This is a genomic window from Microbacterium sp. DMC48, assembly GCF_056313825.1.
This window is the reverse complement of record NZ_JBQUZN010000003.1, coordinates 485237-510100: the sequence shown is the minus strand read 5'-3', so window position 1 is coordinate 510100 and position 24864 is coordinate 485237. Positions and strand designations below refer to the sequence as shown.

Sequence of the window (24864 nt, the reverse complement as noted above, 5' to 3'; positions counted from 1 at the left end):
CGTTTCTGGGAACGGAGCACTTTCTGCAGCGCTGCGCCTCCCTCGCCGGATGCGCCGGGCCTGCGGTCGGCGGGTCGCATCTTGGGGAAATGAGGAGTGACGATGAGTCGAGCCGGCGACGCTCGCATTGTGGAGATCTACGTCAACGCGCACTGGCAGCCCGCGCCCTCGCGCCGTTACCTTGATCCGCCCACGGCTCGCCAGCTGCGCGCCGAGGGCATCACGATGGTGCGGGTCGCCCCCAGCCTCTGGAGTCGCATCACCGGCCGCGCCGCCGGTCTCGCCGGTCGCGACATCTCCGTCGCCCGCTACCTCGCGACCACCACGCACCGCGGCGGCGACGCCACCAGCCGGGCGTGACCGACCGGCCGCGCTCGGTGCGCGTGCTCGTCGTGGAGGGGCAACCCCTCCTTCGCGATCTGCTCGCGCGTCTCATCGATCAGCAACCGGGCATGCGTGCCGTCGCGCTGTGCGACTCGGCCCGCGCGGCGATCGAGGCGACCGAACGCGCGATCGACGTGGCCCTCATCGGCCCGCACGTTCCCGACGGCGGCGGGGTTCCGCTCGGCGAAGCTCTGCGTGCCCGATCGAGCCGCCTCGGCATCGTCGTGCTGGCGGCGCCAGAGACGCGGGATCTTCTGCGCCGCGTGCCGGCGGAAGACGCGGCCGGCTGGGCCGTGCTCTCCAAGAACCTCTCGCTCACGTCCCCGGCTCTCGTGTACGCCCTCACGTCGGTCGCCGCCGGACGCCGCGTGCTCGATCCCGCCATCCGGGCGGAGAGCGTCGAATGGCGCGAGAGCCCGCTGTGCCGCCTCAGCGCCCGCCAGCGCGAGGTGCTCTCCCTCGTCGCCGAGGGTCTCAGCAACACGGCGATCGCCCGGCGACTCGCCCTTTCGCCCCGCTCCGTCGAAGCGCATCTGCGGGCGGCGTACGCCGTGCTCGGCGTGGGGTCCGACCCCGCACGCAATGCCAGAGTCGATGCCGTGCGCGCCTATCTCGCGCACGGGGGAGCCGAGCGCGAGACCGCGATGGGTGAGATTCCTCTCATCTAGCCCCACGAGCCGCCTCGGGTGGTCGATGATGGGCGTGCCCCATCCCCATGCGGTGACGAACCCCAGATGTCACCAATGGAAGGCGGTCGCCCTGCCCCTGCCGGGGGGCTGGCGCAGGGCGACCGCATCCCTCCGCGGCGTGTACCTCCGCGCGCCGTGCGCGAAACGTCCCGGCAATGCGTCGAAACCCTGGCGACATGCGGCTTTGGAAGGGTGCGAGTACCCCCGGACGCGCCGATGCGACTTGCAGCATTGGCGTGTCGGTCGTCCTCTCTCCTCACCCGAAAGGACGTCTCCTCGCATGCCTGCACCACAGCACCGCGAAGGGGTGTGGCGCCGACGCGCCCGCGCCATGCTGCTCGCCGCAGCAACAATCACCTTGGCTTCGACTGCGGGCATCTTCGCGCCTGCCGCCGTCGCCGCTTCCGACCCGATCGTCTCTCTTACCGCCCCGGCGTCAGCCCGGGTGGGTGACACCGTCACCATCAGCGTTCCCGTGGATGCCGTCGCTGACTTGTACGCTTACGAGCTCTCGCTGGACTTCGACCCTGCGCTGCTCGCCTACAAGGACGGATCCGCCGTGCTCCCATCCGGCGGCTACAGCTCGGTGTCGTCGTCGAGCGGTCGTGTCACCCTTACCCACACACGACTCGGCACCTCTCCCGGCCTCGTCGGTGCGCAGACCCTCGCGACGGCTGCCTTCACCGTGCTCGCCGGGGGCCAGACGGCGGCGCTGACACCCGCGGCCGTGACGTTCGTCGCCAGCGACGGCAGCACCTCCAACATCACCCCGCCGCCTGCCGCTGTCATCGCGATCGAGGCCGTCCCGGTGGTCGAGCCGTCGCCAGAGCCCCGGCCGTCGGCATCTTCCTCCGCGCCGTCGCCTTCGCTCGCCGCCAGCGGATCCGACAGCAGCGACCCGCTTGCCTCGACGGGCGGCGCCGCACTGCCCGTGATGGTCGGTGGCGCGTTCGCCGTCGCCCTCGTCGCTCTGGGCACCATTCTCATCATTCGCCGTGCGCGCACGAAGGAGTCCCTCCAATGATCACCACCTCTCACCGCACCCGCCGAACGATCGTGGCTACGGCTGCCTTCGTCACGGCATCCGCGGGCGCCCTCCTCGCCCCGGCAGCCGCATACGCTGACGTCGTGCATCCGACGGCACCCCTCCTCGCGCCGTACTACACGGAGTTGGATCTGACCGGCGACCAGCAGGTCACAACCGCCGATCTCGGCATCGCTACGGCAGCGCTCGGAAAGACAGCGGACGACCCCGACTGGGACGCCGTCTCCGTCATCGACGGAGACCACGACGGGCGGATCACCGTCACCGACATCGCCGCTCTGTCGCACCGGATGATCTACGACGACGGTCCCTTCACCCTCATGGAGGCGTCGGTCATCGACATGCAGGCCGCGATGAATGCGGGCGTGACGACCTCGGTCGCGCTGACTCAGGCCTACCTCGATCGCATCGCCGCGTACGACCGTACGGTTGTCGCAGGCGGCACACGCCCCCTCAATTCGATCATCACCACCAGCGCGGTCGCGCTGAAGGCGGCGGCGCAGGCCGATGCCGAGCGTGCCGCGCACGGCATGACGAGCATGCTCCTCGGAGTGCCGATCGCACTCAAGGACAACTACGACACTGTCGATATGGCCACCACGGGTGGTTGCGGTTGCTGGAACGGCAACCAGACCTCGACGGATGCCGCCATGGTCGTCGGTCTGCGTGCTGCCGGTGCGGTGGTGCTCGCGAAAGCGTCGCTCGACGAGTTCGCCTACGGATTCGTGTCGGAGTTCTCCACGAACCAGCCGGCAGGATCCACTTTGCTCGTGGCGTCCCCCTACGACACGACGAAGACCGCCGGTGGCTCGTCCGGCGGCACGGGTGCGGCAATTTCGGCAAACCTCGCGGGGATCGGCTTCGGAACCGACACCGGCGGATCCATTCGTGTGCCGTCGTCTTACAACCAGCTCGTCGGAGTTCGTCCCACCGTCGGTCTCGCCAGCCGTGACGGCATCATTCCGCTCGCGCTCTCGCAAGACACCGGTGGCCCCATTGCACGTTCTGTCCTCGACGCCGCCGTGGCGCTGGACGCCGTCGTGGGCGTGGACCCTGCCGACCCGGTGACAGCGCGTCAGGAAGGGCACGTCCCCGACTCGTACACGACGGAACTGTCGACGACGGCGCTCGCCGGTGCGCGCATCGGCTATGTCGCGTCTATGGTCGGTTCGAACGCGGCGACGATCGAGCGCTTCAACAAGGCGAAGGAAACGCTTGCTGCCCGTGGAGCGACTCTCGTCGAGATCACGCCGCCGAGCGATTTTGCGGCCGTTCTCGGTGAAGGGTCCGGGTCGACCAATGAGTTCAAGCACGATCTGAACGCATACGTCGCCACTCATCTTGCGCCCGAGGTGACCCAGCGCACGCTGGACGACATCCTCGCCGGCGGCAACTTCGTCACCTCGCGGCGCAGTATCTATGTCCAGCGCAACAACGTGAGCGATGATGCGTACCAAGCGTGGGCAGGTCCCCACGGAAGTCACACCACGCAGCTCGCCGCCGGAAAGGTCCTCGTGACCAAGATGATGGACGACAACGACCTCGATGCGCTGATCTACCCGAGTACCAACGCCTATGGCACGATCGGCACCAACATGCGGCTGAGTCCCAATACCGGACTGCCTGCCGTGACGCTGCCGATGGGCGGGACGGGCGCGGGACAGGGGGGTTCGACGGTGGGAATGAACCTCGAGTTCCTCGGCCGCGACTTCGCTGAGGCGCACCTGCTCGGTCTCGCCTATGACTTCGAGCAGGCCACGCACTACCGCACGACCCCCGCGCTCTATCCGGCGCTGGGCTGATCGGATGAAGGGCGGCTCCCGGCGGCGTCTGCCGCCGGGAGCCGTCCTTTGTCACGTCGGAGGTTCGGTGCGCGCCCGGGCGAGCGTCTCCGCGAAGACGGCGAGCACGATGCCGAGGCAGGCCCCCGCCGTGTTGGCGACGATGTCGAGCACGCTCGGCGTGCGCGCGGCCAGCGCGATGGCCTGGCCGGTCTCGATCGTGACGGTCGTGAGGAACGCGATCGGCATCACCAGCCACCGATCGCGCGCGAGAATCAGCGTCAGAAGGAAACCCAGCGGCACGAACAGCAGGATGTTCGCGCCGAACTCGATCCGCGCGTAGGTCAGCAGCGGAAAGAGCCGCGTCACCGCTCGCAGCAGTGGCCCGGCCCCGGAGTCGACGGGAACCGGCCAGAATGCGATCAGCGCGAGCGCGATCACGTACGCTGACAACCACGCCCGGGCACTTCGCCCCCACCGCGTCAGCCGCGTCTGCCAGGTCGTCGCGAGACGCCCACCGAGTGGGGGAGAACCGGCCTCTTCCGTCATCGGGCTTCCCTTCTACCGGGTCGCCCCGTCGCGACGAGAATACGGGCGGATTATAAGCATTTCCCTCTCCCCTCTATGTAGACGAATGGTTACACTGACTACTACTTGGGGGTAGGAATGGTGGGGTTGAGCTGATGGCCCGGCGGGAGCCGCGCGCGATCAACGTGGTGTCAGCGTACTGGGACACCGCCGGAAGTGGCCGCTTCTTCACGCGCTGGAGCGCGGTCGTGTCGCTGCCCGTTTCGGCGCTTCTGCTCGTCGCCATCGTCGAGGGCGCCCGTGACGGCTATGTGCAAGGCATTGCCGCGGCTGTGCTCAGCTGGGTCGTCCTCGCCCTTGCCGTTCTCGCCGTGGCCGCCGCCGAACGCCGAATGCGCGATCACCGCTCTCGTGCGCTCCTCGTCACCGTCACGCTGCTGCTCGTCGCGACCGCGCGTCCGATCCTCAACGAGACGTTCATCCACCTCCTCTACAACGGCCGCTCCGGCGGCGTGTGGGCGGCGCGCATCGGCACCAACGTCATCGTGGCTTTCGGTCTGTTCACCCTCGTCGCGATCATCACCACCCAGTACCAGCAGACCCGTGCGACCGCCGACCGTCTTGCCCACGCTCTGGGCCGCTTGGATGCCGCAACCGAGCAGGTCGTCACCGACGATCGTGACGCACGTCTGGTCATCCGGGGCCTCGTCGCGGAGCTTCGTGCCGAGCGCGACGCCATGCTGGCGCGCGTGATCGACTTCGACGCCGTGCGCGACTTCTCCGAACGCGTGCGCGCCGCGAGCCACCGCTTGGAGGAGATGGCCGCCGCCAGTGCGCCGGTTCCCGCGCTGTGGGTGCCGCGGTCGCGCGCCGCTCGGCACCGTCACGGGCTCGAGCGGCTTCAGCCGACGCCGCTGCTGTGGGTCGGGGCGCTCTACCTGCTCATGGCTGCGCCGTATCTGCTGACGGTGGGAGACGTCTCCGATGTCGTCATCGCCGGCGTCGCCGTCTTCCTGCTCGATCTGGCTGCCGGCGCCGTGCTGCGCGCGGTGCCGATCCACACCCGACGTGGCCGAGGCGTGATCTTCCTCCTCGTGTGGACGTTGGCGGGAATGACGTCCGCGGTCGTGGGACGTCTCCTGCTCCCGGCGACCGGGGCGCTGATGATCATCCCGGCGTTCGCCATGCCGCTCGCGGCGATCGTGCTCTCCCTCGCGATCGACACGTATCGCTGGGCGCGCACCGACGAGGCCGATGCCACCCGAGAGCTCGCCCGTGCGGCGGGTGACTTCGCCGACCGCGTGCGGCGAGCGCAGGCTCCGTTGCTGCACGCGGCATCCACCCTCCACGGGCGCGTGCAGGGGCGCTGCGTGATCTTCGCCGCTCGCGTCGACGAGAATCCGCCGACGGCCGACGACATCGCCCAGTTCCGTGTCGAGACCGACCGGGCGCTCGACGAGGTGCTCGTGCCCGTGCCGACGTCGGAGATCGAGACGGTGGGCGCCTTGCGGCGGATGCTGGCGGGGTGGGAGCCGATCATGGTGCTGGAGACCCGCATCGACGACGCCGCGGCGTCGGCCGTGGACGGTGCCGAGGCCGCCCCCATCGTCTCGGAAGTCGTCAACGAGGCCCTCGTCAACGCGGTCAAGCACTCCGGTGCGCGCGCGGCGCGGATCGACATCTCCACGGATGCCGGGGGAGACCTCCACGTGCGCGTCGCATCGGCCGGTGAGCTGCCTCGCGCGGTCATGCCCGTGCGGCCCTTCGCGGGACGAACGCTCCTCTATCAGGACGGGCGCGACGTCGTGCTCGAGTCGACCCTGCCGGCGACCCTGATCGCGGCCCCTGCCTGAGTCGGCACGTCATCTGGCCGTCGCCCGGCCGACACAGAGCGATCCTCTGCGGGCGCTATGCTCGCCCTACGCGCGCGTCCTCGGACGCCTCGGAGCAGACCCCCCTTCACGCCCCGCAGGAGATCGCATGTCCATTCGCTACAAGGCCGTCATCCCCGCTGCGGGTCTCGGCACGAGGTTCCTTCCCGCCACCAAGGCGATGCCGAAGGAGATGCTGCCCGTCGTCGACAAGCCGGCCATCCAGTACGTCGTCGAAGAGGCGGTGGCCGCCGGCATCCGCGACGTGCTCATCATCGTCGGCCGCAACAAGAACAACATCGCCAACCATTTCGACTCGGTGCCCGAGCTCGAGACGGCGCTGACGACGAAGGGCGACACCGCCAAGCTCGGCAAGGTCGCCCACTCGTCGCAGCTCGCCGACATCCACATCACCCGCCAGGGCGAACCGCGTGGGCTCGGGCACGCCGTGTCGCGAGCGGCCTCGTACGTCGGCGACTCCTCGTTCGTCGTCATGCTCGGCGACGACCTCATCGATGAGCGCGACCCGCTCCTTCCGACCATGCTCGCGGTCCATGAGCGCACGGGCGGTGCCGTCGTCGCGCTCATGGAGGTCGATCCCGAACAGGTCCATCTCTACGGTGTCGCCACCGTCGGAGCTCGCGGCGACGACGGATCGGTCCGCATCCTCGACCTCGTCGAGAAGCCCAGCCGCGAGGATGCCCCCTCAAACCTCGCTGTCATCGGCCGCTACGTCCTGGGGCCGGAGGTGTTCGGAGTGCTGGCGCACACCGAGCCCGGCAAGGGCGGCGAGATCCAGCTGACCGATGCCCTCCGTGAACTCGCGGCCGATCCGGACGGGCCCGGCGTGTACGGCGTCGTCTTCAGCGGACGCCGCTACGACACCGGCGACCGGGTCGACTACATCAAGGCGATCCTGCAGCTCGCCTGCGACCGCGACGACCTCGGGCCCGAGCTGCGTCCGTGGATCAAACAGTTCGCCGCCGGCCTCGACGAGACGGCCGTTTCTCCGGCTCCGCCTGCGGTGGAGACGGCCTGATCCCGGTAGTCTGGTACCGACAACACAGGAACGGTGAGCTTCGCCTGCAGAGCCTGTCCCCCCAACCCCCGGTAGTGTCCCCACACGACCGGTTGGCGGTCGCCGACCCCCCGCGTGCGGCCGCCGCGACCGAGGAGCCGGAGTATCCCTTCGGCTCCTCGGTCGCCCTTTTTCACGGCACGTATCGAGTCGCCGTGCCCGCGTCGTCTCGACGGGTTTGGCGGTGATGACCGCGTAGCGTAGACTTTCCCTTTGGTGCTCGTGCTGCCTGCGGCCGACGCCACGAACGTGAGCCCTCCACTGGCGTGTTCACCTCCGCGGATCTCGTACCCGCGCGGCGAACCACCCCGGAGCGGGATTCACGAACCTCTCCGTTCGAATCAAGAAAGCAGCACTACTGTGACGCGCACCTACACCCCCAAGGCCGGTGAAGTGACCCGCGAGTGGGTCGTCATCGACGCGACCGACGTCGTTCTCGGACGCCTCGCCTCGCACGCCGCCGCCATCCTCCGCGGCAAGCACAAGCCCACCTTCGCGAACCACATGGACACCGGTGACTTCGTCATCGTCGTCAACGCCGAGAAGGTCGCCCTCACGGGTCAGAAGCTCCAGAAGAAGATGGCCTACCGCCACTCGGGCTACCCGGGCGGGCTCACGGCCACCTCGTACGCCGAGCTCCTCGAGAAGAACCCGGTCCGCGCCGTCGAGAAGGCGATCCGCGGCATGCTCCCCAAGAACAGCCTGGGTCGCCAGCAGCTGTCGAAGCTGAAGGTCTACGTGGGCGCCGAGCACCCGCACGCGGCCCAGCAGCCCACCCCGTACACCTTCGGCCAGGTCGCTCAGTAAGCGCGCCGAGAGACATAAGGACAACTCATGGCGAAGATCGCTGACTCCATCGAAGAGAACACCCTCGACAACGCGGAGAGCTACACCACCGAGAGCGCTCCGGTCGAGGCCGCTGCCGCGCCCCGCCCGGTGCTGTCGGTTCCCGGTGCCGCCGTCGGCCGCCGCAAGCAGGCCATCGCGCGCGTCCGCCTCATCCCCGGCTCCGGCACCATCACGGTGAACGGCCGCACGCTCGAGGACTACTTCCCCAACAAGCTGCACCAGCAGCTCATCAACGACCCGTTCACGGTGCTCGACCTCGCGGGTGGCTACGACGTCATCGCGCGCATCTCCGGCGGCGGCCCCTCGGGTCAGGCCGGCGCGCTGCGCCTGGGCATCGCCCGCGCGCTGAACGAGATCGACGCCGAGAACAACCGCCCGACCCTCAAGAAGGCCGGCTTCCTCTCGCGCGACGCCCGCGTCAAGGAGCGCAAGAAGGCCGGTCTCAAGAAGGCCCGCAAGGCTCCGCAGTACTCGAAGCGCTAAAGCTTCATGGCGCTGTTCGGGACGGACGGTGTGCGGGGCCTGGCCAACGGCCCCCTCACCGCCGACCTCGCGCTCACCCTGGCCCAGGCGACTGCCGTCGTCCTGGGCCAGGGCCGTATCGCCGAGGCGCGAAAGGCCGCGGGCAAGCGGCTCACCGCCGTGATCGCGCGCGATCCTCGCGTGTCCGGTCAGTTCCTGTCGGCGGCCGTCGAAGCGGGGCTCGCCTCGTCGGGCGTCGACGTCCTCGACGCGGGAACGCTGCCCACGCCGGCGGCTGCCTACCTCATCGGTGACATCGACGCCGACTTCGGCGTCATGATCTCGGCATCCCACAATCCTGCCCCCGACAACGGCATCAAGATCTTCGCCCGCGGCGGCGTCAAGCTCCCCGACGAGGTCGAGCGACGCATCGAAGAGGCGATGGCGGGGGAGAAGCTGCGTCCCACCGGTGGCGACGTCGGGCGCGTGGTGCGCTTCTCGGATGCCGAAGACCGCTACGCGATCCACCTGCTCGCGTCCCTGCCGCACCGCCTGGATGGGCTGCACGTCGTGCTGGACTGCGCGCACGGCGCGGCATCCGGTGTCTCTCCGGAGACGTTCCGCAACGCCGGGGCGAAGGTGACGGTCATCGGCGCCGATCCCGACGGCGTCAACATCAACGACGGCTACGGATCGACGCACCTCGAGAAGCTGTCGGCCGAGGTCGTGCGCACCGGCGCCGACGTCGGCATCGCGCACGACGGCGACGCCGACCGGTGCCTGGCGGTCGACGCCGACGGGCGCGTGATCGACGGCGACCAGATCATGGCGATCCTCGCCGTCGCGATGAAGCGCGACGGGCGGCTCAAGAACGACACGCTGGTGGCGACCGTCATGAGCAACCTCGGCCTGCACCGTGCGATGGCCGCTCAGGGCATCACCGTCGAGCAGACCGCGGTCGGTGACCGGTACGTGCTCGAGCGGATGAACGAGGGCGGCTTCTCCCTCGGTGGCGAGCAGAGCGGCCACGTCATCATGAGCCGCTACGCCACGACCGGCGACGGCGTGCTCACCGGGCTGCACCTGTGCGCCGAGATGGCGCGGACGGGGCGTTCGCTGGCCGATCTGGCGTCGGTCATGACCGTCTTCCCCCAGGTGCTGATCAACGTGCGCGGGGTCGAGCGTTCCCGCGCGACCGACGCCGACGTCCTCGCCGGCGTGCAGGTCGCCGAAGCGGCGCTCGGCGACAGCGGGCGGGTGCTGCTGCGCCCGTCGGGAACCGAGCCGATGGTGCGCGTCATGGTCGAGGCCGCCTCGCAGGACGATGCGCAGCGCATCGCCGAAGAGCTCGCCGACATCGTCCGCGGCTGAGGCGGCGATCGTCGCAGATTACGCGCCGGTAAAACGTTGCCGGCGCTCTGGCGCTGCGCTCGCGCGGCGCCCTAGCCTGAGCCTGCACTCACTACCCATCCCCGAGCCCTGACCCGACAGGATCGGGGCTCTGCGGGCATGACGACTGGGGTGCGCGGCCCCTCCGTCAGCGTTCCCCCCGACGCACCCCCCCCCGACGGAGGGGCTGCTCCCCTCGATCCGCCGGCGACGGCGACGCTCAGGCCGGTTCCTGCCAGCTCAGCGACTCGATGTACCGCAGCAGCACGCCTTCGCGCAGCGCCCAGGGGCTCACCTCGAGTTCGTCGACGTCGAGCGCCGTCATGGCCGTGTGCAGCACCACGGCGGCCGCGACGATCTGGAAGGTGCGGTCGGCGGTGATGCCGGGCAGCTCCTGACGGGCGGATGCCGGGATGCGTGCCAGCCGCGGAATCCACGAGCCCAGCGCTCCCCGGGGAAGCAGCATCCGCTCGCTGCCGCTCCACCCCGGAACGGGGTAGCCCGCGAGCTTGGCCAGCGACCGGATGGCCTTCGAGGAGCCGACGACGTGGTTCGGTCGCGGCTGACCGGACATGCGCGCGGCGACGGGCGCGAGCACACCCCGCGCGTGCTCGCGCAGCACCTCCACGGCGTCTTCGCCGGGCGGGTCGTGGGGGAGGAACTCCACCGTCGTCCTTCCCGCGCCGAGAGGGACCGATGCGGCCACGTCGGGCAGCTCGTCCGCGCCGGCGGCGATCTCCAGCGATCCGCCGCCGATGTCGAAGAGCAGGATCTGCCCCGCCGACCAGCCGAACCAGCGGCGCACCGCGAGAAACGTGAACCGCGCCTCCGACTCGCCGCCCAGCACCTGCAGTTCCTGGCCGAGGGCCGCCTCGATCCGCGCGATCACGTCGGCGCCGTTCGTGGCCTCGCGCACCGCGCTGGTCGCGGTCGCCAGCAGCTCGACGACGTTCTCCGCCTGGGCGACGGCGCGGGCCTGCGCGACGGCATCCACGAGCGCCTCCACACCCGCCTCGCTGATCGCGCCGTCGGGCTCGAGATAGCGCATGAGACGCAGCACCGTGCGCTGGCTCGTCGTGGCCTGCGGACGTCCGCCGGGATGGACATCGGCGACAAGCAGGTGGACGGTGTTCGAGCCGATATCGAGGACTCCGAGACGCATGGGTTCAGCGTATCCACAGATAGAGTGGGCCCGATGTCCACCGAAGACGAGACGACGATCGACTCGCTGTACCGCGAGATCGGGCGCGCAGACTGGGCACGCCTGGCCGCCGGCATCCCCGCTCCGCTCACCGAGACCGAGGTCGTGCAGCTGCGCGGTATCGGCGATCGGCTGGATCTCACCGAGGTGCGCGAGGTCTATCTGCCGCTGAGTCGGCTGCTGAGCACCTACGCCGAGAACACCCAGCGCCTGGGCGCCGAGACGGCCGCCTTCCTCGGCGAAGCCGACTCGACCACGCCGTTCGTGGTCGCCGTCGCCGGGTCGGTCGCGGTCGGAAAGTCCACCATTGCGCGGCTGCTGCGCGAGCTGATGAGCCGGTGGCCGGGAACGCCCCGGGTGGAACTGGTCACCACCGACGGCTTCCTCTACTCGAACGCGGAGCTCGAGCGCCGCGGCCTCATGGAGCGCAAGGGCTTTCCGGAGTCGTACGACCGCCGCGCACTGGTCAGCTTTCTCACCGAGGTCAAATCCGGCGCCGCGGAGGTGCGCGCCCCGTTTTACTCGCACGTGCGCTACGACATCGTCCCCGATGCGCATGTCACGGTCCGTCGCCCCGACGTCGTCATCGTCGAGGGCCTGAACGTGCTCTCGCCCCCGCCGTCGCCCCACGACGTCGCCGTCAGCGACCTCTTCGACTTCTCGATCTACGTGGATGCCGACGAAGCCGACATCGCCCAGTGGTACGTCGACCGCTTCCTCGCCCTGCGCCGCGGGGCGTTCAGCAACCCGAGCTCGTTCTTCAACGTGTTCGCCGACCTCTCCGACGAGGAGGCCGTCACGACGGCCCTCGGCTACTGGAACGAGATCAACCTGCCCAACCTCCGCGAGAACGTGGCGCCCACGCGTCACCGCGCCACCCTCGTGCTGAAGAAGGCGGCGGCGCACGCGGTGGAGTCGGTGCGCCTGCGCAAGCTCTGACGGCGACATCCGCCGAATTCACGGCGTTTGTCAGGGCTCCGAGCAAATGCCCGCACCTAGCATTGAGCCTATGTGTGGAATCGTCGGTTACGTAGGTCCTCGCGACAGCCAGGCCATCCTGCTGTCCGGGCTCGCCCGCCTCGAGTACCGCGGCTACGACTCGGCCGGCATCGCCGTGATCGACGGCGGCGGTGACCTCGACATGCGCAAGCGCGCGGGCAAGCTGCAGGTGCTGCGCGATGATCTCGCCGCCCACCCGATGCCCGACGGCACGACCGGGATCGGTCACACGCGGTGGGCCACCCACGGGGGGCCGACCGACGCCAACGCGCACCCCCACCTCGCCGACGACGACAAGCTCGCCGTCATCCACAACGGCATCATCGAGAACTTCTCGGAACTGAAGGCCGAGCTGCTCAGCGAGGGGTACACGTTCCGCTCCGAGACCGACACCGAGGTCGCCGCGGTCCTCCTCGGCCGCGAGTATCAGGCCTCCGGCGATCTCGTCGCCGCCTTCCGCACCGTCGTCGCACGTCTGGAAGGCGCTTTCACCCTCCTGGCGATGCACCGCGACCAGCCCGGGCTGGTCGTCGGCGCCCGCCGCAACTCCCCCCTCGTCATCGGTCTCGGTGAGGGAGAGAACTTCCTCGGCTCCGACGTCGCCGCCTTCGTCGAGCACACCCGCCACGCGCTCGCGATCGGTCAGGACGAGATCGTCGCGATCACACCCGCCGGCGTCGAGGTGACCGACTTCACCGGCGCCCCCGTCGAGGTCGAGCCGTTCGAGGTCGTCTGGGACGCGTCGGCGGCCGAGAAGGGCGGCTGGTCCTCGTTCATGGCCAAGGAGGTCTCCGAGGAGCCCGACGCGGTCGCGAACACCATCCGTGGACGCCTGCACGACGGCACCGTGACCATTCCCGAGCTCGAGGGACTGGACGAGCTGTTCACCGGCATCCGTCGCATCGTCGTGATCGCGTGCGGCACTGCCGCCTACGCCGGGCAGACCGGCAAGTACGCACTCGAGCAGTGGACCCGCATCCCGGTCGATGTGGAGCTCGCGCACGAGTTCCGCTACCGCGACCCGGTCATCGGCGAGGACACGCTGGTCGTCTCGATCAGTCAGTCGGGTGAGACGATGGACACCCTGATGGCCGTCAAGTACGCCCGCGAGCAGGGCGCCAAGACGCTGTCGATCTGCAACACGCAGGGAGCGACCATCCCCCGCGAGTCGGATGCCGTGATCTACACGCACGCCGGGCCCGAGGTGGCCGTCGCCTCCACGAAGGCCTTCGTCGCCCAGATCACCGCCCTGTACCTGCTGGCGCTGCACGTCGCGCGTCTTCGCGGCACGATCCCCGTGGCCGAGCAGGCGACGCACGTGCGCGAGCTCGAGGCGATCCCCGCCAAGATCCAGCGGGTGCTCGCGGAGGAGCAGGCGCACATCGAGCAGTTCTCCCGCTGGATGGCCGACACCCAGTCGGTGCTGTTCCTGGGGCGCCACGTGGGCTACCCGATCGCTCTGGAGGGTGCGCTCAAGCTCAAGGAGATCAGCTACATCCACGCGGAGGGCTTCGCCGCCGGCGAGCTCAAGCACGGCCCGATCGCCCTGATCGAACCCGGTCAGCCGGTCTTCGTCATCGTGCCCTCTCCGCGCGAATCGGCGGAGCTGCACAAGAAGGTCGTCTCCAACATCCAGGAGATCCGCGCCCGCGGCGCCCGCGTCATCGCCGTCGCCGAAGAGGGCGACGCCGCCGTGCTGCCGTTCGCCGACGAGGTGCTGCGCATCCCGCTGGCCGGCCCCCTGTTCGAGCCGCTCCTGGCCGTCGTGCCGCTGCACATCTTCGCCATGGGCCTCGCCACCGCGAAGGGCCTGGACGTCGACCAGCCGCGCAACCTCGCGAAGTCCGTCACCGTCGAGTAATCGCCGCCGCAGGTAGGCTGGCGGGGGCGCGCGTGCGGAGGGGGTGGATGCCGTGATCATCGGAATCGGCGTCGACCTCGTCGACATCCCGCGCTTCGAGCGGTCGCTGCAGCGCACGCCTCGGCTGCTCGAGCGGCTCTTCGCGCCGACGGAGCGGGCCCTCAGACCGCACTCGCTGGCCGCCCGCTACGCCGCCAAGGAAGCGCTGATCAAGGCTCTCGGCGGCTCGGACGGCGTGCACTGGACCGACATCGAGGTCGCGAGCGAGCCGTCGGGTCGGCCCGTCTTCGCACTCACCGGCGAGACGGCGGCGACCGTCGCCGCGCGCGGCATCGGCGCCCTCCACCTGTCCCTCAGTCACGACGCGGGCCTGGCGACCGCGTACGTCATCGCCGAGTCGCAGGAGAGCGCATGAGCAGACTCCCCGAGGGCGTGCTGCGCGAAGCCGTCATCGACACCTCCGCGATCACCGCGAACGTGCGGCATCTGCGACAGCTCACGGCATCCGAGATCATCGCCGTCGTCAAGGCGGACGGGTACGGGCACGGCGCCGTGCGGGCGGCCCGCGCGGCACTGGAGGGCGGTGCGCGCCGCATCGGCGTCTCCGACATCGACGAGGCGCTGGCCCTGCGCCGTGCCGGCATCGATGCCCCCCTCGTCGCCTGGCTGCACGCACCCGGAGCCCGTTTCGCCGAAGCCGCCTCCCGCGGCATCGAGCTCGGCGTCTCCAGCCTCGATCAACTGCAGGCCGCCGCCGCGGCGGCGACGGGGGATCGCCCCGTGGGCGTGCACCTGAAGATCGAGACGGGTCTCGGCCGCAACGGACTCGCTCCCGGCGACTACGCGGTCGCCTTCGCCGAAGCGGCCCGCCTCGAGCGCATCGGGCGTCTGCGGGTCGTGGGCATCTTCAGTCATCTCTCCAACACGTCCTCCGCCGACGACCGCGCCGCGATCGAACGCTTCACGGACGGGCTCGCGCTCGCGGCATCCCACGGTCTCGCTCCGCAGCTGCGGCACATCGCCGCCTCGCACGCGGCCATCGCCCTGCCCGAGTCGCGCTTCGGGTGCGTGCGGCTCGGCATCGCGATCTACGGGCTGTCGCCGTTCGCCGACCGCACGTCCGCCGAACTGGGCCTGCGGCCGGCGATGACCCTGCGCGCCGCGGTCGCGGCGGTGCGGCGCGTGCCCGCCGGCCAGGGCGTCTCGTACGGCTACGCCTACCGCACGACGCAGCCGACCACGCTCGCGCTGATCCCCGCCGGGTATGCGGACGGTGTGCCGCGCGCAGCGTCCGGCGGCGGCGCCGTCCGCATCGACGGGGAGGTCTTCCCCGTCGCCGGCCGCATCGCGATGGACCAGTTCGTCGTCGACGTCGGCGACCACCCGGTCGCCGTGGGCGAGGAGGCGGTGCTGTTCGGCGACCCGACGCTCGGGGCGCCGCCGGTGGAGGTGTGGGCGGATGCCGCCGGCACGATCAACTACGAGATCGTCACCCGCATCGGTCCGCGCGTGCCGCGGCGCGAGGGCGCGGTGTGACCGCTCACCTGCGGGAATCCGCGACCCGTCCGCGGTGTTGCACGCCAGCGGAGAGAAGACGAAACGGTGATCGCATGAGCGGATTGGATGAATTCGTCGGGCAGCGCGAGATCGCCTCGCCCGCAGAGATGGAAGAACTGGGTCGGGCTTTCGGCCGCGCGCTGGGCGCCGGTGATCTGGTCGTGCTCACGGGGCCGCTGGGCGCGGGTAAGACGACGTTGACGCGCGGTATCGCCGCCGAGCTGGGGGTGCGCGGCCGCGTGCAGAGCCCGACCTTCGTCATCGCCCGCACCCACCCCTCGCTCGCCGACGGTCCCGCGCTCGTGCATGTCGACGCCTACCGGCTCGGCACCGACGGCGAGCTCGACGATCTGGACATCGACTTCGCCCACGCGGTCGTCGTCGCCGAGTGGGCGGCGCCGTTCGCGGATGCCGTCGCCGACCGCTGGTGGGAGGTCGAGATCGACCGGGGCTGGAGCGGCACCGGCGTCGACAACGCCTGCGGCACCGCCGGTCCCCACATGGCCGCGATGGAGGACGCCGCACCACGGCTCGTCCGCATCACCCGCCACGGGTGAGCGCTCCGGCGGGCGTTCACCCCGATTACCCTGGAGGGGTGATCCTCGGCATCGACACCTCGCTCGGCACCGCCGTCGGCGTCGTCGATCCCGACGGCGCGGTCCGCGCCGACCGCACGAGCGACAACCCACTCGGCCACGCCGAAGTCATCGGCGACCTCCTGCGCGACGCGCTCGCCGACGCGGCCCGGGGCCCGATCGGACAGACCGGGGCGGCAGAGCCGGTCAGCCTCACACACGTCGCCGCCGGCATGGGGCCGGGCCCCTTCACGGGGCTGCGGGTGGGTATCGCAGCCGCGCGCGCCTTCGCTCTCGCGCGGAACCTTCCGGTCGTCGCCGTGCCCAGTCACGACGCGGCGGCCCTGGCGATCCTCCTCGACGATGCGATCGCCGATCCCTACGCCGAGGCGCGCCGGTTCGCCGTCGTCACCGACGCCCGCCGGCGTGAGGTCGCGTACTCGGTCTACGAGGGCATGGATGCCGACGGCATCCCGATCCGCACCGCGGGACCAGCCCTCGCCCTGCGCACCGATATCGACGCGGTGCTGTCCGCTCACGAGGCGGACCGCGTCGAGGTGACGACGATCAGCGCGGCCATGCTCGCCGTCGTCGCGGCGCGCGCCGTCGCCGCGGGACGCGAACTCGCCGGTGCCGAGCCGTTGTACCTGCGTGCTCCCGACGTGACGCTGCCGAAGAGCGTCATCCGCCCGGGCGTCGAGGGGCGCGCATGACGCTGCGCGCCGCCACCGTCGACGACCTCGCGGAGATCATGGACCTCGAACGCGCGTCGTTTCCGACCGACGCGTGGAGCGAGCCGATGATGCGCGAAGAGCTGCTCTCACCCCACGCGCACTACCTGGTCGACGTGGAGGCGGGGCGGTTGCTCGCATACGGCGGGGTGCGCGCCGTCGCGCGCGCCGCCGATGCCGACATCCAGACGATCACCGTCGCCGCGTCCGCGCGGGGCCGCGGGCGGGGGCGGACCTTGCTGCGGGCGCTGCTGGAGGCAGCGCGGCAGCGCGGGGCGCGCGAGGTGTTCCTCGAGGTGCGTGCCGACAACCCGACCGCCGCCGCACTGTACGTCTCGGAGGGGTTCCTCGAGATCGCGCGTCGCCCCCGCTACTACCAGCCCGACGACGTGGATGCCGTCGTCATGAAGCTCGATCTCCTCGCCTGGGCCGCCGAGCGAGACGCACAGACGCAGACCGGGGGAGTGTGCTCATGACCGTTCGTGAACCGCTTGTGCTCGGCATCGAGACCAGTTGCGACGAGACCGGCATCGGCATCGTCCGGGGCCGCACCCTGCTCAGCAACACCATCTCGAGCTCGATGGACGAGCACGCCCGCTTCGGCGGGGTCGTGCCCGAGGTCGCCGCCCGCGCGCACCTCGAAGCTCTGCAGCCGGCGATCGACGCGGCCGTGGCCGAGGCCGGCATCGCCCTCACCGACGTGGATGCCGTCGCCGTCACGAGCGGGCCGGGCCTCGCCGGAGCGCTCATGGTCGGCATCGGCGCCGCCAAGGCGCTCGCCGTCGGCCTCGACAAGCCGCTGTACGCCGTCAACCACCTCGTCGGGCACATCGCCGCCGATCTGCTCACCGGCGAGGACGTCGACTACCCCACCGTCGCGCTGCTGGTCAGCGGCGGACACACCTCGCTGCTGCTCGTGCGCGATCTCGTGAGCGATGTGGAGCTTCTCGGCGAGACCCTCGACGACGCCGCCGGTGAGGCCTTCGACAAGATCGCCCGGATTCTCGGACTGCCCTACCCCGGCGGACCGGAGATCGACCGCGCCGCGGCGGGCGGCGACCCGGCCGCCATCCACTTCCCGCGCGGGCTGTCTCGCGCCTCCGACATGGCGGCGCACCGCTACGACTTCTCCTTCTCCGGTCTGAAGACGGCCGTGGCGCGCTGGGTCGAGCAGGCCGAGGCCTCGGGGCAGCAGGTCGCGGTGGGAGATGTCGCGGCATCCTTCCGCGAAGCCGTCGTCGATGTGCTCGTCACCAAAGCACTCGATGCGTGCGCGCAGCACGGCGTGCCGCGCCTGCTGCTCGGGGGCGGCGTCATCGCCAACCGGCGCCTGCGCGAGGTCGCGCTGGCGCGCGCGGCCGAAGCGGGAGTCGCCGTGCGCATCCCGCCGCTGAGCCTGTGCACCGACAACGGGGCCATGATCGCCGCGCTCGCGTCGGAGCTGATCGCGAGTGGACGCGCTCCCTCGAGCCTCGCCTTCGGTGCCGACTCGACGTTGCCGGTGACCGAGATCCAGGTCGCCGGGGAGGCCACGGGATGAGCGACGACCGCCCCGACACGGCGCCCGACGACGTTCCGCCGCCGCGCATCGACGCCCGTCTGGAGGCGCCATCGGCCGACGTCGCGCCCGCGGGCACGGCGGCCCTGCCCGGAGCGCATCGCGGCGGCTTCCAGCGCGAGCTCACCGAGCCGGTGCCGGTTGCGGTCGGCGCGCCGGTGGAGCCGGATGCCGCGACCACGGGGTCGTGGACACCCGAACCCGACGTGCGGTGGGCGCCGACGCCGCCGGTGCTGCCTCGCAGCGCCTCGTGGGCTCTCGCCCTCGCCGTCGTGGCACTGATCGTCTCGCTGGTCGTCGGCTGGGGCGTGCTCATCGGCATCCTGGCCGCGGTGCTCGCCGTGGTCGCGCTGCGCCGTCCCTGGGAGAGTCGGGCCGTCGCGGTCTGGGCGCTGTGCCTGAGCCTGCTGTCGCTCGCCTACAGCGCGGGCTGGCTGTGGTGGGCGTCGACCCAGGGGCCGCTGTTCGGCTGACGGCGCCGCGCCGGCGCGATCGGCGTCAGCGGGTGACGCGCTCGGCGAGCAGCGCGACGCGTGAGGTCCCCGCACGCGTGAGGATGAGCGTCGCGGCGCGCGGACCGGTCAGCTTCAGCTGGGTGCGAAGGATGGCGGGGTCGACGTCGACGCCGCGCTTCTTGATCTCCAGCGTTCCGATCTCCCGCTCGCGCAGGGCGCGCCGGAGCGCCTTCACATCCGAGGGCAGCTCCTCCAGGATGCGGAAGGACTGCACGAAGGGGCTCGTGATCTCGGCATCGGAGGTCAGGTAGGCGATGCCGGGGGCGAGCATTCCGGCGTCGAGGCGGCGAGCCACCTCGCCGATGAGGCGCGCACGGATGACAGCGCCCTCCGGCTCGTGGACGAAGGCGCCGAGCGGCCGTGTCTCGGCATCCTCGGCATCGGACGCAGCGGTCAGCTCGGCGGCGCTGTCGGAGCGGACGACGAGGGCCGAGCGGCGAACACCGTCGCGAGCGAGCGTTCCGGTCCAGACCACGAGCTCGATCGTCGACCCGTCGACGCTGATCCACTGCGCCTCCGCATCCGCGGGGATCTGTGCCCGGTCGAAGGCCGGTCCGAGTTTGATGCCCGCGGGCATCCGCTGCGCCAGCGCGAAGACCCATTCCAGCGGCGGCGACCAGTCGCCCGCGGCGACCCGCACCGTCTCGGTATGGCCGGCCGTGCGTCGGGCCGGATCGAGCCACACCGCCTCGACGCCGTCGAGGGCGACCTCCTCGGCGCGGGCATGGCGCACGGTCGCGGACTCGCCGAACGGGGCGAGGTTGTACGCGGCCAGGGCGGCCGTGGTCTCGTCGGCGTCGACGGCCAGCACGTCGAGGCCGATCCCGGCGAACGCGAGCGCATCGCCCCCGATGCCGCAGCCGAGGTCGGCGACGCGGTGCACTCCGGCGTCGCGGAACCGGCCCGCGTGGCGGGCGCCCACCGACAGCCGTGTGGCCTGTTCGAGACCCGCCCGCGTGAACAGCATGCGGTCGGCGAACGCCCCGAACTTCGCGCGCGCCCGCGTCCGCAGCCGCGCCTGGCCGACGGCGGCCGAGACCAGCTCGGGCGTCAGGCCCTGCGCCCGCAGCCGCGACACGGTGCGCGCCACCTCGTCGGCGGAGTCGATCGCGCCGAGCTCATCGGCCAGCCGCAGCCCCTCGGGGGTGAGCAGGGCGGTGAGCTCGGCGCGTTCCATCCCGCCAGCCTATGCGGGGCTGCTCAGCACCCGCTCACCTTCGTCCAGCGCGATGCCGACGTCTGCTGCAGACTCGTCACGGTCGCATCCCCCTGCCCCAGGTAGTCCAGGCTGCCCACCGCGTAATACGGGTTGTAGGGATTGACGCCGTAGCTGGTCGCCCGGCCCGCGGCCTTGTGGGCGGCATTGGTCGCGCTCACGCACGTCGCGCCCGGTGCGGTCGGCGTCGGGCTGGGGCTCGCGGTCGGCGTCGCCGTCGGCGTCGGCGTGGGCGTCGGCGTCGGACTCGGTGTCGCCGCGCGGTCGACCCGCCGGTTGTGCGCGAAGAAGAAGCCGGTCACGTACGCGGGGTAGTCGATGCTGTTGGTCGAGACGTACGAGCCGCCCGGCCCGCCGCCGGCCGGCCAGTTGTGACCGAGGCCGGTGTTCTGAATGAGCGAGACGCGCGGACCCGCGGCATCCGCGTACATCGTGCCCGACCCCGCCGTGTTGGTGCCGGCCAGCCCCGCCAGCGAGAACGTCGACGACGACCCGGCGCCGTAGATGCCGGCCATGATCTGCGCGTTGAGAGTGTTGTAGCCCGTCGCGACCGTGGTGTCATTCGATCCGTAGATCACCGAGGTGAGCTGGCTCGAGAACGATGCGGATGCCGAGCCGGCGAAGGTGCGGCACGTGGCCGTGCCCTGAGCCTGCGAGACGGCGACGCTGCCGATCTGTCCCGACGTCGTGCCGACGGTGGGTCCGGCATTGATGCCGATGCCAGCGAACACGTCGGGGGCGAGGCACCCCATCACCATGGTCTCGCCGCCGCCGGAGGACAGGCCCGAGAGGTACACCTGCGCCGGGTCGATGCCGAGCGCCGCGCGGCCGGTGAGCGCCGACACCAGCGCCAACAGGTTGTCGTCGTGGCGGGCGGGTGCGGTGCGCGAATGGTTGCCGTCGTAGTAGTCCCAGCATCCGAGCACCACACCCCCGCCCGGGGCGTCGGGAAGGGCGACGACCATGCCGTACTGCTCCGCCGTCGCGGCCCAGTTGCCGGCGGTCTGCAGAGTCGACGCCGTCTGCACGCACCCGTGCAGGCTGATCATCAGCGCGCGACCGTTGCCCAGCGTCGCGGCGCTCGCCGGCGTGTAGAGCCGCACGCTCATGCCCGCGATCGACTCGGTCGTCCACGACCCCGTCGCCGCCGCAGCGGGGCTCGCTGCCGGTGCGGCCAGGAGAGCGCCGACAGCCAGGGCCGCCGCCGTCAGGGCCGCGGCCAGCGCGCGTCGCCGCCGATGAGCGGGGTGATCCGTCGTGAGGTCGGGGGTGGTCATCGGTCGACTCCGATCCCGCTCCCGCCATCGTCCGGGCACCGTTGCCCGGTCGTCCCGGTCGTGGGAGCGCAGGTCCGATGGTAAGTGAAACATGATTCATGTAACAGGGGGGGTGGTGGTCTCGCAGAGTTGGCACTCGCGTTGCACGAGTGCCAGCCGCGCTCTAGACTTCTGTTAGCACTCCACCCCTGTGGGTGCTAACGAGTCTTGAAGCATCACGCCCAGCAAGAAAGAGGTAGACCGTGTCGGTTTCCATCAAGCCGCTCGAGGACCGCATCGTCATCAAGCAGGTCGAGGCTGAGCAGGTCACGTCCAGTGGCCTCGTCATCCCTGACACCGCCAAGGAGAAGCCCCAGGAGGGCGAGGTCGTGGCCGTGGGCCCCGGCCGCATCGACGACAACGGCAACCGCGTGCCGCTCGACGTCGCCGTCGGCGACCGCGTCATCTACAGCAAGTACGGCGGCACCGAGGTGAAGTTCGGCGGCGACGAGTTCCTCGTCCTGTCGGCCCGCGACGTTCTGGCGGTCGTCGTCCGCTGACGATCGCACACGACGATGGCCCCCGGCAAAGTCCGGGGGCCATCGTCGTTGACGCGGATTGGCGGAGGAACGACGACCAACGGCAGGATGCCTCGGCATCCGTCGGTCCGAAGATGTCACGACCGTCGTAGGCTTTCTCTCATGACACCCGCCGAGACCGCACGTGAAGAGCGGCGCGGGGGGATCTACGCCTTCGCGGCGTACTTCCTCTGGGGATTCATGCCCCTCTACTTCCTGCTGCTGGCGCCCATCGGGCCGTGGGAGATCGTCGTCTGGCGCATTCTCTTCTCCCTCGCGTTCTGCGCGATCCTGCTGACGCTCACCCGCACGTGGGGCAAGCTCATCGCGATCCTGCGTGATCGACGGCTCGTGTTCTGGACGATCATCGCGGGCCTGCTGATCTATGTGAACTGGCAGGTGTTCCTGATCGGCATCCTCACCGGGCACGTCATCGAGGGGAGCCTCGGGTACTTCATCAACCCGATCGTGACCGTGCTGCTGGGTGTGATCGTGCTGAAGGAGCGTCTGAGGCTGGCGCAGTGGATCGCGATCGGGTTCGCGGGACTGGCCGTGATCGTCATCATCGTCGCCTACGGATCGTTCCCTTGGATCGCGCTGACCCTGGCGGCGAGCTTCGGCACCTACGGTCTCGTGAAGAAGCAGATCGGTCCTCGGGTCGATGCGATCAGTGGCCTCACCCTGGAATCTCTCTGGCTCACCCCGATCGCCCTCATCCAGCTGGTCGTGGTCGCCGCCACCACCGGCCTCGTCTTCGGCACCCAGGGCGCCGGGCACACCGTCCTCGTCACCCTTGCCGGCGTCGTCACCGCTGTTCCGCTGCTGCTGTTCGCCGCGGGTGCGCGACGGGCGCCGCTCACCGTGATCGGCTTGCTGCAGTTCGTGGCCCCCATCCTGCAGTTCATCATCGGCGCGTGGATCCTGCACGAGCCGATGCCGCTCGAACGCTGGATCGGGTTCGCGCTGGTGTGGGTCGCGCTGGTCGTGCTGAGCGTCGATTCCGTGGTGTCGTCGCGGCGGGCCCGAAACGTCTCGGACGTCGCCGATCTGGTCTGAGAACGTCTCGACGACGTGAGCGGCGCCCGCGCGACGTTCATAACGATTGCGTCGCGGTGCTTCTCTTCGATGCGTGCGCGAAACATCCTGGTGACACAGCAGGTTTAGCGTTCAAGCCAGACCGCGGAGCCCGTGCGCCGCGCGATGTCATCGAAGAAAGGGAAGAACCCATGGTTCATCGCAACAAGGCGCTCATCGCCGCGTTTGCGCTCGCGGGCGCCGCGTCGCTCGCCCTCGCAGGGTGCTCCAGCTCGGGCGGAGGCGGCACCACGTCGGCTCCCACGGCAACCTCGACGGGGTCGGCGGACCCTGCCGCCGCCTGCACGCCCGGCACGCCCTCGACCGGACCGTTCACTCTCGCGACGATCCTGCCGCAGACCGGTTCGCTGGCCTACCTCAACCCGCCCGCCGAGGCCGGCTACGGCCTTGCCGTCGAAGACATCGACGCCGCCGGCGGTGTGCTCGGTCAGCCCATCAAGGTCGGCCCCATCACCGACTCCGGCGCCTCGTCCGACCTGTCGGTCTCCACCGCCTCGGCTGCGCAGATCGCGTCGTCGGACGCTCAGGTCGTGCTCGGTGCCGAGTCCTCGAGCGTCAGCCTCAACTTCGTCGACACCATCGTCTCGAAGTGCAAGGTGCAGATCTCGCCGGCGAACACCGCGACCGAGCTCTCCGGTTACTCCAGCTACTACTTCCGCACCGCTCCGCCGGACACGGTGCAGGGCTCGGCGCTGGGCAACCTCGTCATCGGTGACGGCGTCCAGAAGGTCGCGTTCATCGTCTTCAACGACGCGTACGGCACCGGCCTGCGCGATGTCGTCGAAGACACCGTCACCAAGGCGGGCGGCGAAGTCGTCTACGGCGCCAAGGGCAAGGGCCAGGAGTTCGCTCCCGGTCAGAAGACCTTCTCGTCCGAGGTGTCGGCGGCTCTGGCGGCCAAGCCCGACGCGATCGTGATCCTCGCCTTCGACGAGACCAAGCAGATCGTCCCCGAGCTGAAGGCTCAGGGCTGGGATCTGTCGAAGACGTACCTCGTCGACGGCAACACGGCCGACTACAGCAAGGACTTCGAGGCGGGCACGCTCACCGGCGCCCAGGGCACCATTCCCGGCGCCCAGCCCGACCCCGAGTTCAAGCAGCGCCTCGTGGACTTCTACAAGAAGAGCGCGAACGCCGACCTGAAGGACTTCTCGTACGCTCCCGAGTCCTACGACGCCATCGTGCTCGCGGCACTGGCCGCCGAGAAGGGCAAGGGCACCGACGGTCCGACGATCCAGGCGAACCTCGCCGCGGTCTCGGGCACCACCAACGGTGAGAAGTGCTCCGACTACGCCTCGTGCCTCGCGCTCATCAAGAGCGGCAAGGACATCACCTACACGGGTAAGGCGGGCATCGGTCCGTTCAACTCCCAGAACGACCCGTCGAGCGCCTACATCGGCATCTACAAGTTCGACGCGAACAACACTCCCGTCTTCCAGAAGTCCATCCAGGGCTCCGTGAACTGACACCTGCGCACGACAGAAGGGGCGGATGCCGCGGCATCCGCCCCTTCTTCGTGTCTCGGCGCGCAGCCGGCGGGTGCATATGCCCGCCGCGGCATCCGATCTCCCGTCGCCAGCGCCGTCAACAGATGCGGATGCGGTCAACGGATGCGGATGCCGTGCCGTTCGGCGTCCGCATCCGTT

Annotated in this window: 25 protein-coding genes; 21 read left to right on the top strand and 4 right to left on the bottom strand. The window is 70.2% G+C overall.

The genetic code is table 11. From position 1 onward, the window contains the following. The first annotated feature begins 102 nt into the window (after positions 1–102). The 4 genes from ACT53O_RS02375 (at position 103) to ACT53O_RS02360 (ending at position 3920) form a co-directional block, all read left to right on the top strand. On the top strand, positions 103–360 hold the full coding sequence (locus ACT53O_RS02375) for a hypothetical protein (protein WP_112932452.1): 258 nt from the start codon (positions 103–105) through the stop codon (positions 358–360). Then, complete coding sequence (locus ACT53O_RS02370; RefSeq protein ID WP_036318294.1) at positions 357–1052, top strand: response regulator transcription factor; 696 nt, start codon at positions 357–359, stop codon at positions 1050–1052. The genes ACT53O_RS02375 and ACT53O_RS02370 overlap by 4 nt, the downstream gene beginning before the upstream one ends. 301 nt (positions 1053–1353) lie before the next feature. Then, the gene (locus tag ACT53O_RS02365; RefSeq protein ID WP_476151216.1) at positions 1354–2097 is read left to right on the top strand and encodes a cohesin domain-containing protein; all 744 of its coding nucleotides are present in this window, start codon (positions 1354–1356) and stop codon (positions 2095–2097) included. Further along, complete coding sequence (locus tag ACT53O_RS02360; RefSeq protein WP_378794103.1) at positions 2094–3920, top strand: amidase family protein; 1827 nt, start codon at positions 2094–2096, stop codon at positions 3918–3920. Before ACT53O_RS02365 ends, ACT53O_RS02360 begins: the two co-directional genes overlap by 4 nt. Positions 3921–3971: 51 nt before the next feature. Here the strand turns inward: ACT53O_RS02360 and ACT53O_RS02355 are convergent, their stop codons facing one another. Further along, complete coding sequence (locus ACT53O_RS02355) at positions 3972–4448, bottom strand: VanZ family protein (RefSeq protein WP_476151215.1); 477 nt, start codon at positions 4446–4448, stop codon at positions 3972–3974. A gap of 134 nt (positions 4449–4582) precedes the next feature. Between ACT53O_RS02355 and ACT53O_RS02350 the strand changes: the two genes are divergently transcribed. From ACT53O_RS02350 to glmM, 5 genes are all read left to right on the top strand, one after another. Further along, positions 4583–6280 carry a sensor histidine kinase gene (locus ACT53O_RS02350; RefSeq protein WP_476151214.1) on the top strand — a complete coding sequence of 566 codons (1698 nt, stop codon included), beginning with the start codon at positions 4583–4585 and terminating at the stop codon, positions 6278–6280. A 127-nt stretch (positions 6281–6407) separates the two neighbouring features. Then, positions 6408–7337 (top strand): UTP--glucose-1-phosphate uridylyltransferase, encoded by a 930-nt coding sequence (locus tag ACT53O_RS02345; RefSeq protein ID WP_295820623.1) that lies wholly within the window; start codon positions 6408–6410, stop codon positions 7335–7337. A gap of 399 nt (positions 7338–7736) precedes the next feature. Next, positions 7737–8183 carry a 50S ribosomal protein L13 gene (gene rplM / locus ACT53O_RS02340; protein WP_005050409.1) on the top strand — a complete coding sequence of 149 codons (447 nt, stop codon included), beginning with the start codon at positions 7737–7739 and terminating at the stop codon, positions 8181–8183. 27 nt (positions 8184–8210) lie between these two features. Next, positions 8211–8708 (top strand): 30S ribosomal protein S9, encoded by a 498-nt coding sequence (gene rpsI / locus ACT53O_RS02335; protein ID WP_005050408.1) that lies wholly within the window; start codon positions 8211–8213, stop codon positions 8706–8708. Between the two features lie 6 nt (positions 8709–8714). Next, positions 8715–10058 carry a phosphoglucosamine mutase gene (glmM, locus tag ACT53O_RS02330; protein ID WP_039413323.1) on the top strand — a complete coding sequence of 448 codons (1344 nt, stop codon included), beginning with the start codon at positions 8715–8717 and terminating at the stop codon, positions 10056–10058. Between the two features lie 238 nt (positions 10059–10296). Here the strand turns inward: glmM and ACT53O_RS02325 are convergent, their stop codons facing one another. Beyond that, positions 10297–11238: a Ppx/GppA phosphatase family protein gene (locus tag ACT53O_RS02325; RefSeq protein ID WP_135948544.1), complete on the bottom strand. Its 942-nt coding sequence runs from the start codon at positions 11236–11238 to the stop codon at positions 10297–10299. A gap of 33 nt (positions 11239–11271) precedes the next feature. On the opposite strand from ACT53O_RS02325, the gene coaA reads away from it, so the two are divergent. The 9 genes from coaA (at position 11272) to ACT53O_RS02280 (ending at position 19031) form a co-directional block, all read left to right on the top strand. Continuing rightward, complete coding sequence (gene coaA, locus ACT53O_RS02320) at positions 11272–12216, top strand: type I pantothenate kinase (RefSeq protein WP_005050402.1); 945 nt, start codon at positions 11272–11274, stop codon at positions 12214–12216. A 70-nt stretch (positions 12217–12286) separates the two neighbouring features. Further along, entirely contained in the window at positions 12287–14137 is a 1851-nt protein-coding gene (gene glmS, locus ACT53O_RS02315; protein WP_295820627.1) for a glutamine--fructose-6-phosphate transaminase (isomerizing), read from the top strand. A gap of 52 nt (positions 14138–14189) precedes the next feature. After that, positions 14190–14552, top strand: coding sequence for a holo-ACP synthase (locus ACT53O_RS02310; RefSeq protein WP_036318303.1), 363 nt, complete (start codon positions 14190–14192; stop codon positions 14550–14552). Then, positions 14549–15673, top strand: coding sequence for an alanine racemase (gene alr / locus ACT53O_RS02305; RefSeq protein ID WP_476151210.1), 1125 nt, complete (start codon positions 14549–14551; stop codon positions 15671–15673). The genes ACT53O_RS02310 and alr overlap by 4 nt, the downstream gene beginning before the upstream one ends. Before the next feature lie 74 nt (positions 15674–15747). After that, positions 15748–16251: a tRNA (adenosine(37)-N6)-threonylcarbamoyltransferase complex ATPase subunit type 1 TsaE gene (gene tsaE / locus ACT53O_RS02300; protein WP_039413335.1), complete on the top strand. Its 504-nt coding sequence runs from the start codon at positions 15748–15750 to the stop codon at positions 16249–16251. Positions 16252–16289: 38 nt separating this feature from the next. After that, positions 16290–16982 (top strand): tRNA (adenosine(37)-N6)-threonylcarbamoyltransferase complex dimerization subunit type 1 TsaB, encoded by a 693-nt coding sequence (gene tsaB, locus ACT53O_RS02295; protein ID WP_476151208.1) that lies wholly within the window; start codon positions 16290–16292, stop codon positions 16980–16982. Then, positions 16979–17476, top strand: coding sequence for a ribosomal protein S18-alanine N-acetyltransferase (gene rimI, locus ACT53O_RS02290; protein WP_476151207.1), 498 nt, complete (start codon positions 16979–16981; stop codon positions 17474–17476). The genes tsaB and rimI overlap by 4 nt, the downstream gene beginning before the upstream one ends. Continuing rightward, positions 17473–18540, top strand: a complete 1068-nt coding sequence (gene tsaD, locus ACT53O_RS02285; protein WP_039413420.1) for a tRNA (adenosine(37)-N6)-threonylcarbamoyltransferase complex transferase subunit TsaD — start codon at positions 17473–17475, stop codon at positions 18538–18540. Before rimI ends, tsaD begins: the two co-directional genes overlap by 4 nt. Then, positions 18537–19031 (top strand): hypothetical protein, encoded by a 495-nt coding sequence (locus ACT53O_RS02280; protein ID WP_112932462.1) that lies wholly within the window; start codon positions 18537–18539, stop codon positions 19029–19031. The genes tsaD and ACT53O_RS02280 overlap by 4 nt, the downstream gene beginning before the upstream one ends. Before the next feature lie 25 nt (positions 19032–19056). Here the strand turns inward: ACT53O_RS02280 and ACT53O_RS02275 are convergent, their stop codons facing one another. Next, entirely contained in the window at positions 19057–20250 is a 1194-nt protein-coding gene (locus tag ACT53O_RS02275) for a class I SAM-dependent methyltransferase (RefSeq protein WP_476151205.1), read from the bottom strand. A 23-nt stretch (positions 20251–20273) separates the two neighbouring features. After that, entirely contained in the window at positions 20274–21566 is a 1293-nt protein-coding gene (locus tag ACT53O_RS02270; RefSeq protein ID WP_433720423.1) for an extracellular catalytic domain type 1 short-chain-length polyhydroxyalkanoate depolymerase, read from the bottom strand. 242 nt (positions 21567–21808) lie between these two features. Here ACT53O_RS02270 and groES point away from each other — a divergent pair, with 242 nt between their 5' ends. The 3 genes from groES to ACT53O_RS02255 all read left to right on the top strand — a co-directional run bounded on the left by groES (position 21809) and on the right by ACT53O_RS02255 (position 24684). After that, positions 21809–22105 (top strand): co-chaperone GroES, encoded by a 297-nt coding sequence (groES, locus tag ACT53O_RS02265; protein ID WP_005050391.1) that lies wholly within the window; start codon positions 21809–21811, stop codon positions 22103–22105. 141 nt (positions 22106–22246) lie between these two features. Then, a complete protein-coding gene (rarD, locus tag ACT53O_RS02260) occupies positions 22247–23179 on the top strand; it encodes an EamA family transporter RarD (protein WP_476151202.1) in 933 nt (310 codons plus the stop codon). 170 nt (positions 23180–23349) lie between these two features. Next, a complete protein-coding gene (locus tag ACT53O_RS02255) occupies positions 23350–24684 on the top strand; it encodes an ABC transporter substrate-binding protein (protein ID WP_112932466.1) in 1335 nt (444 codons plus the stop codon). Positions 24685–24864: the final 180 nt, after the last annotated feature.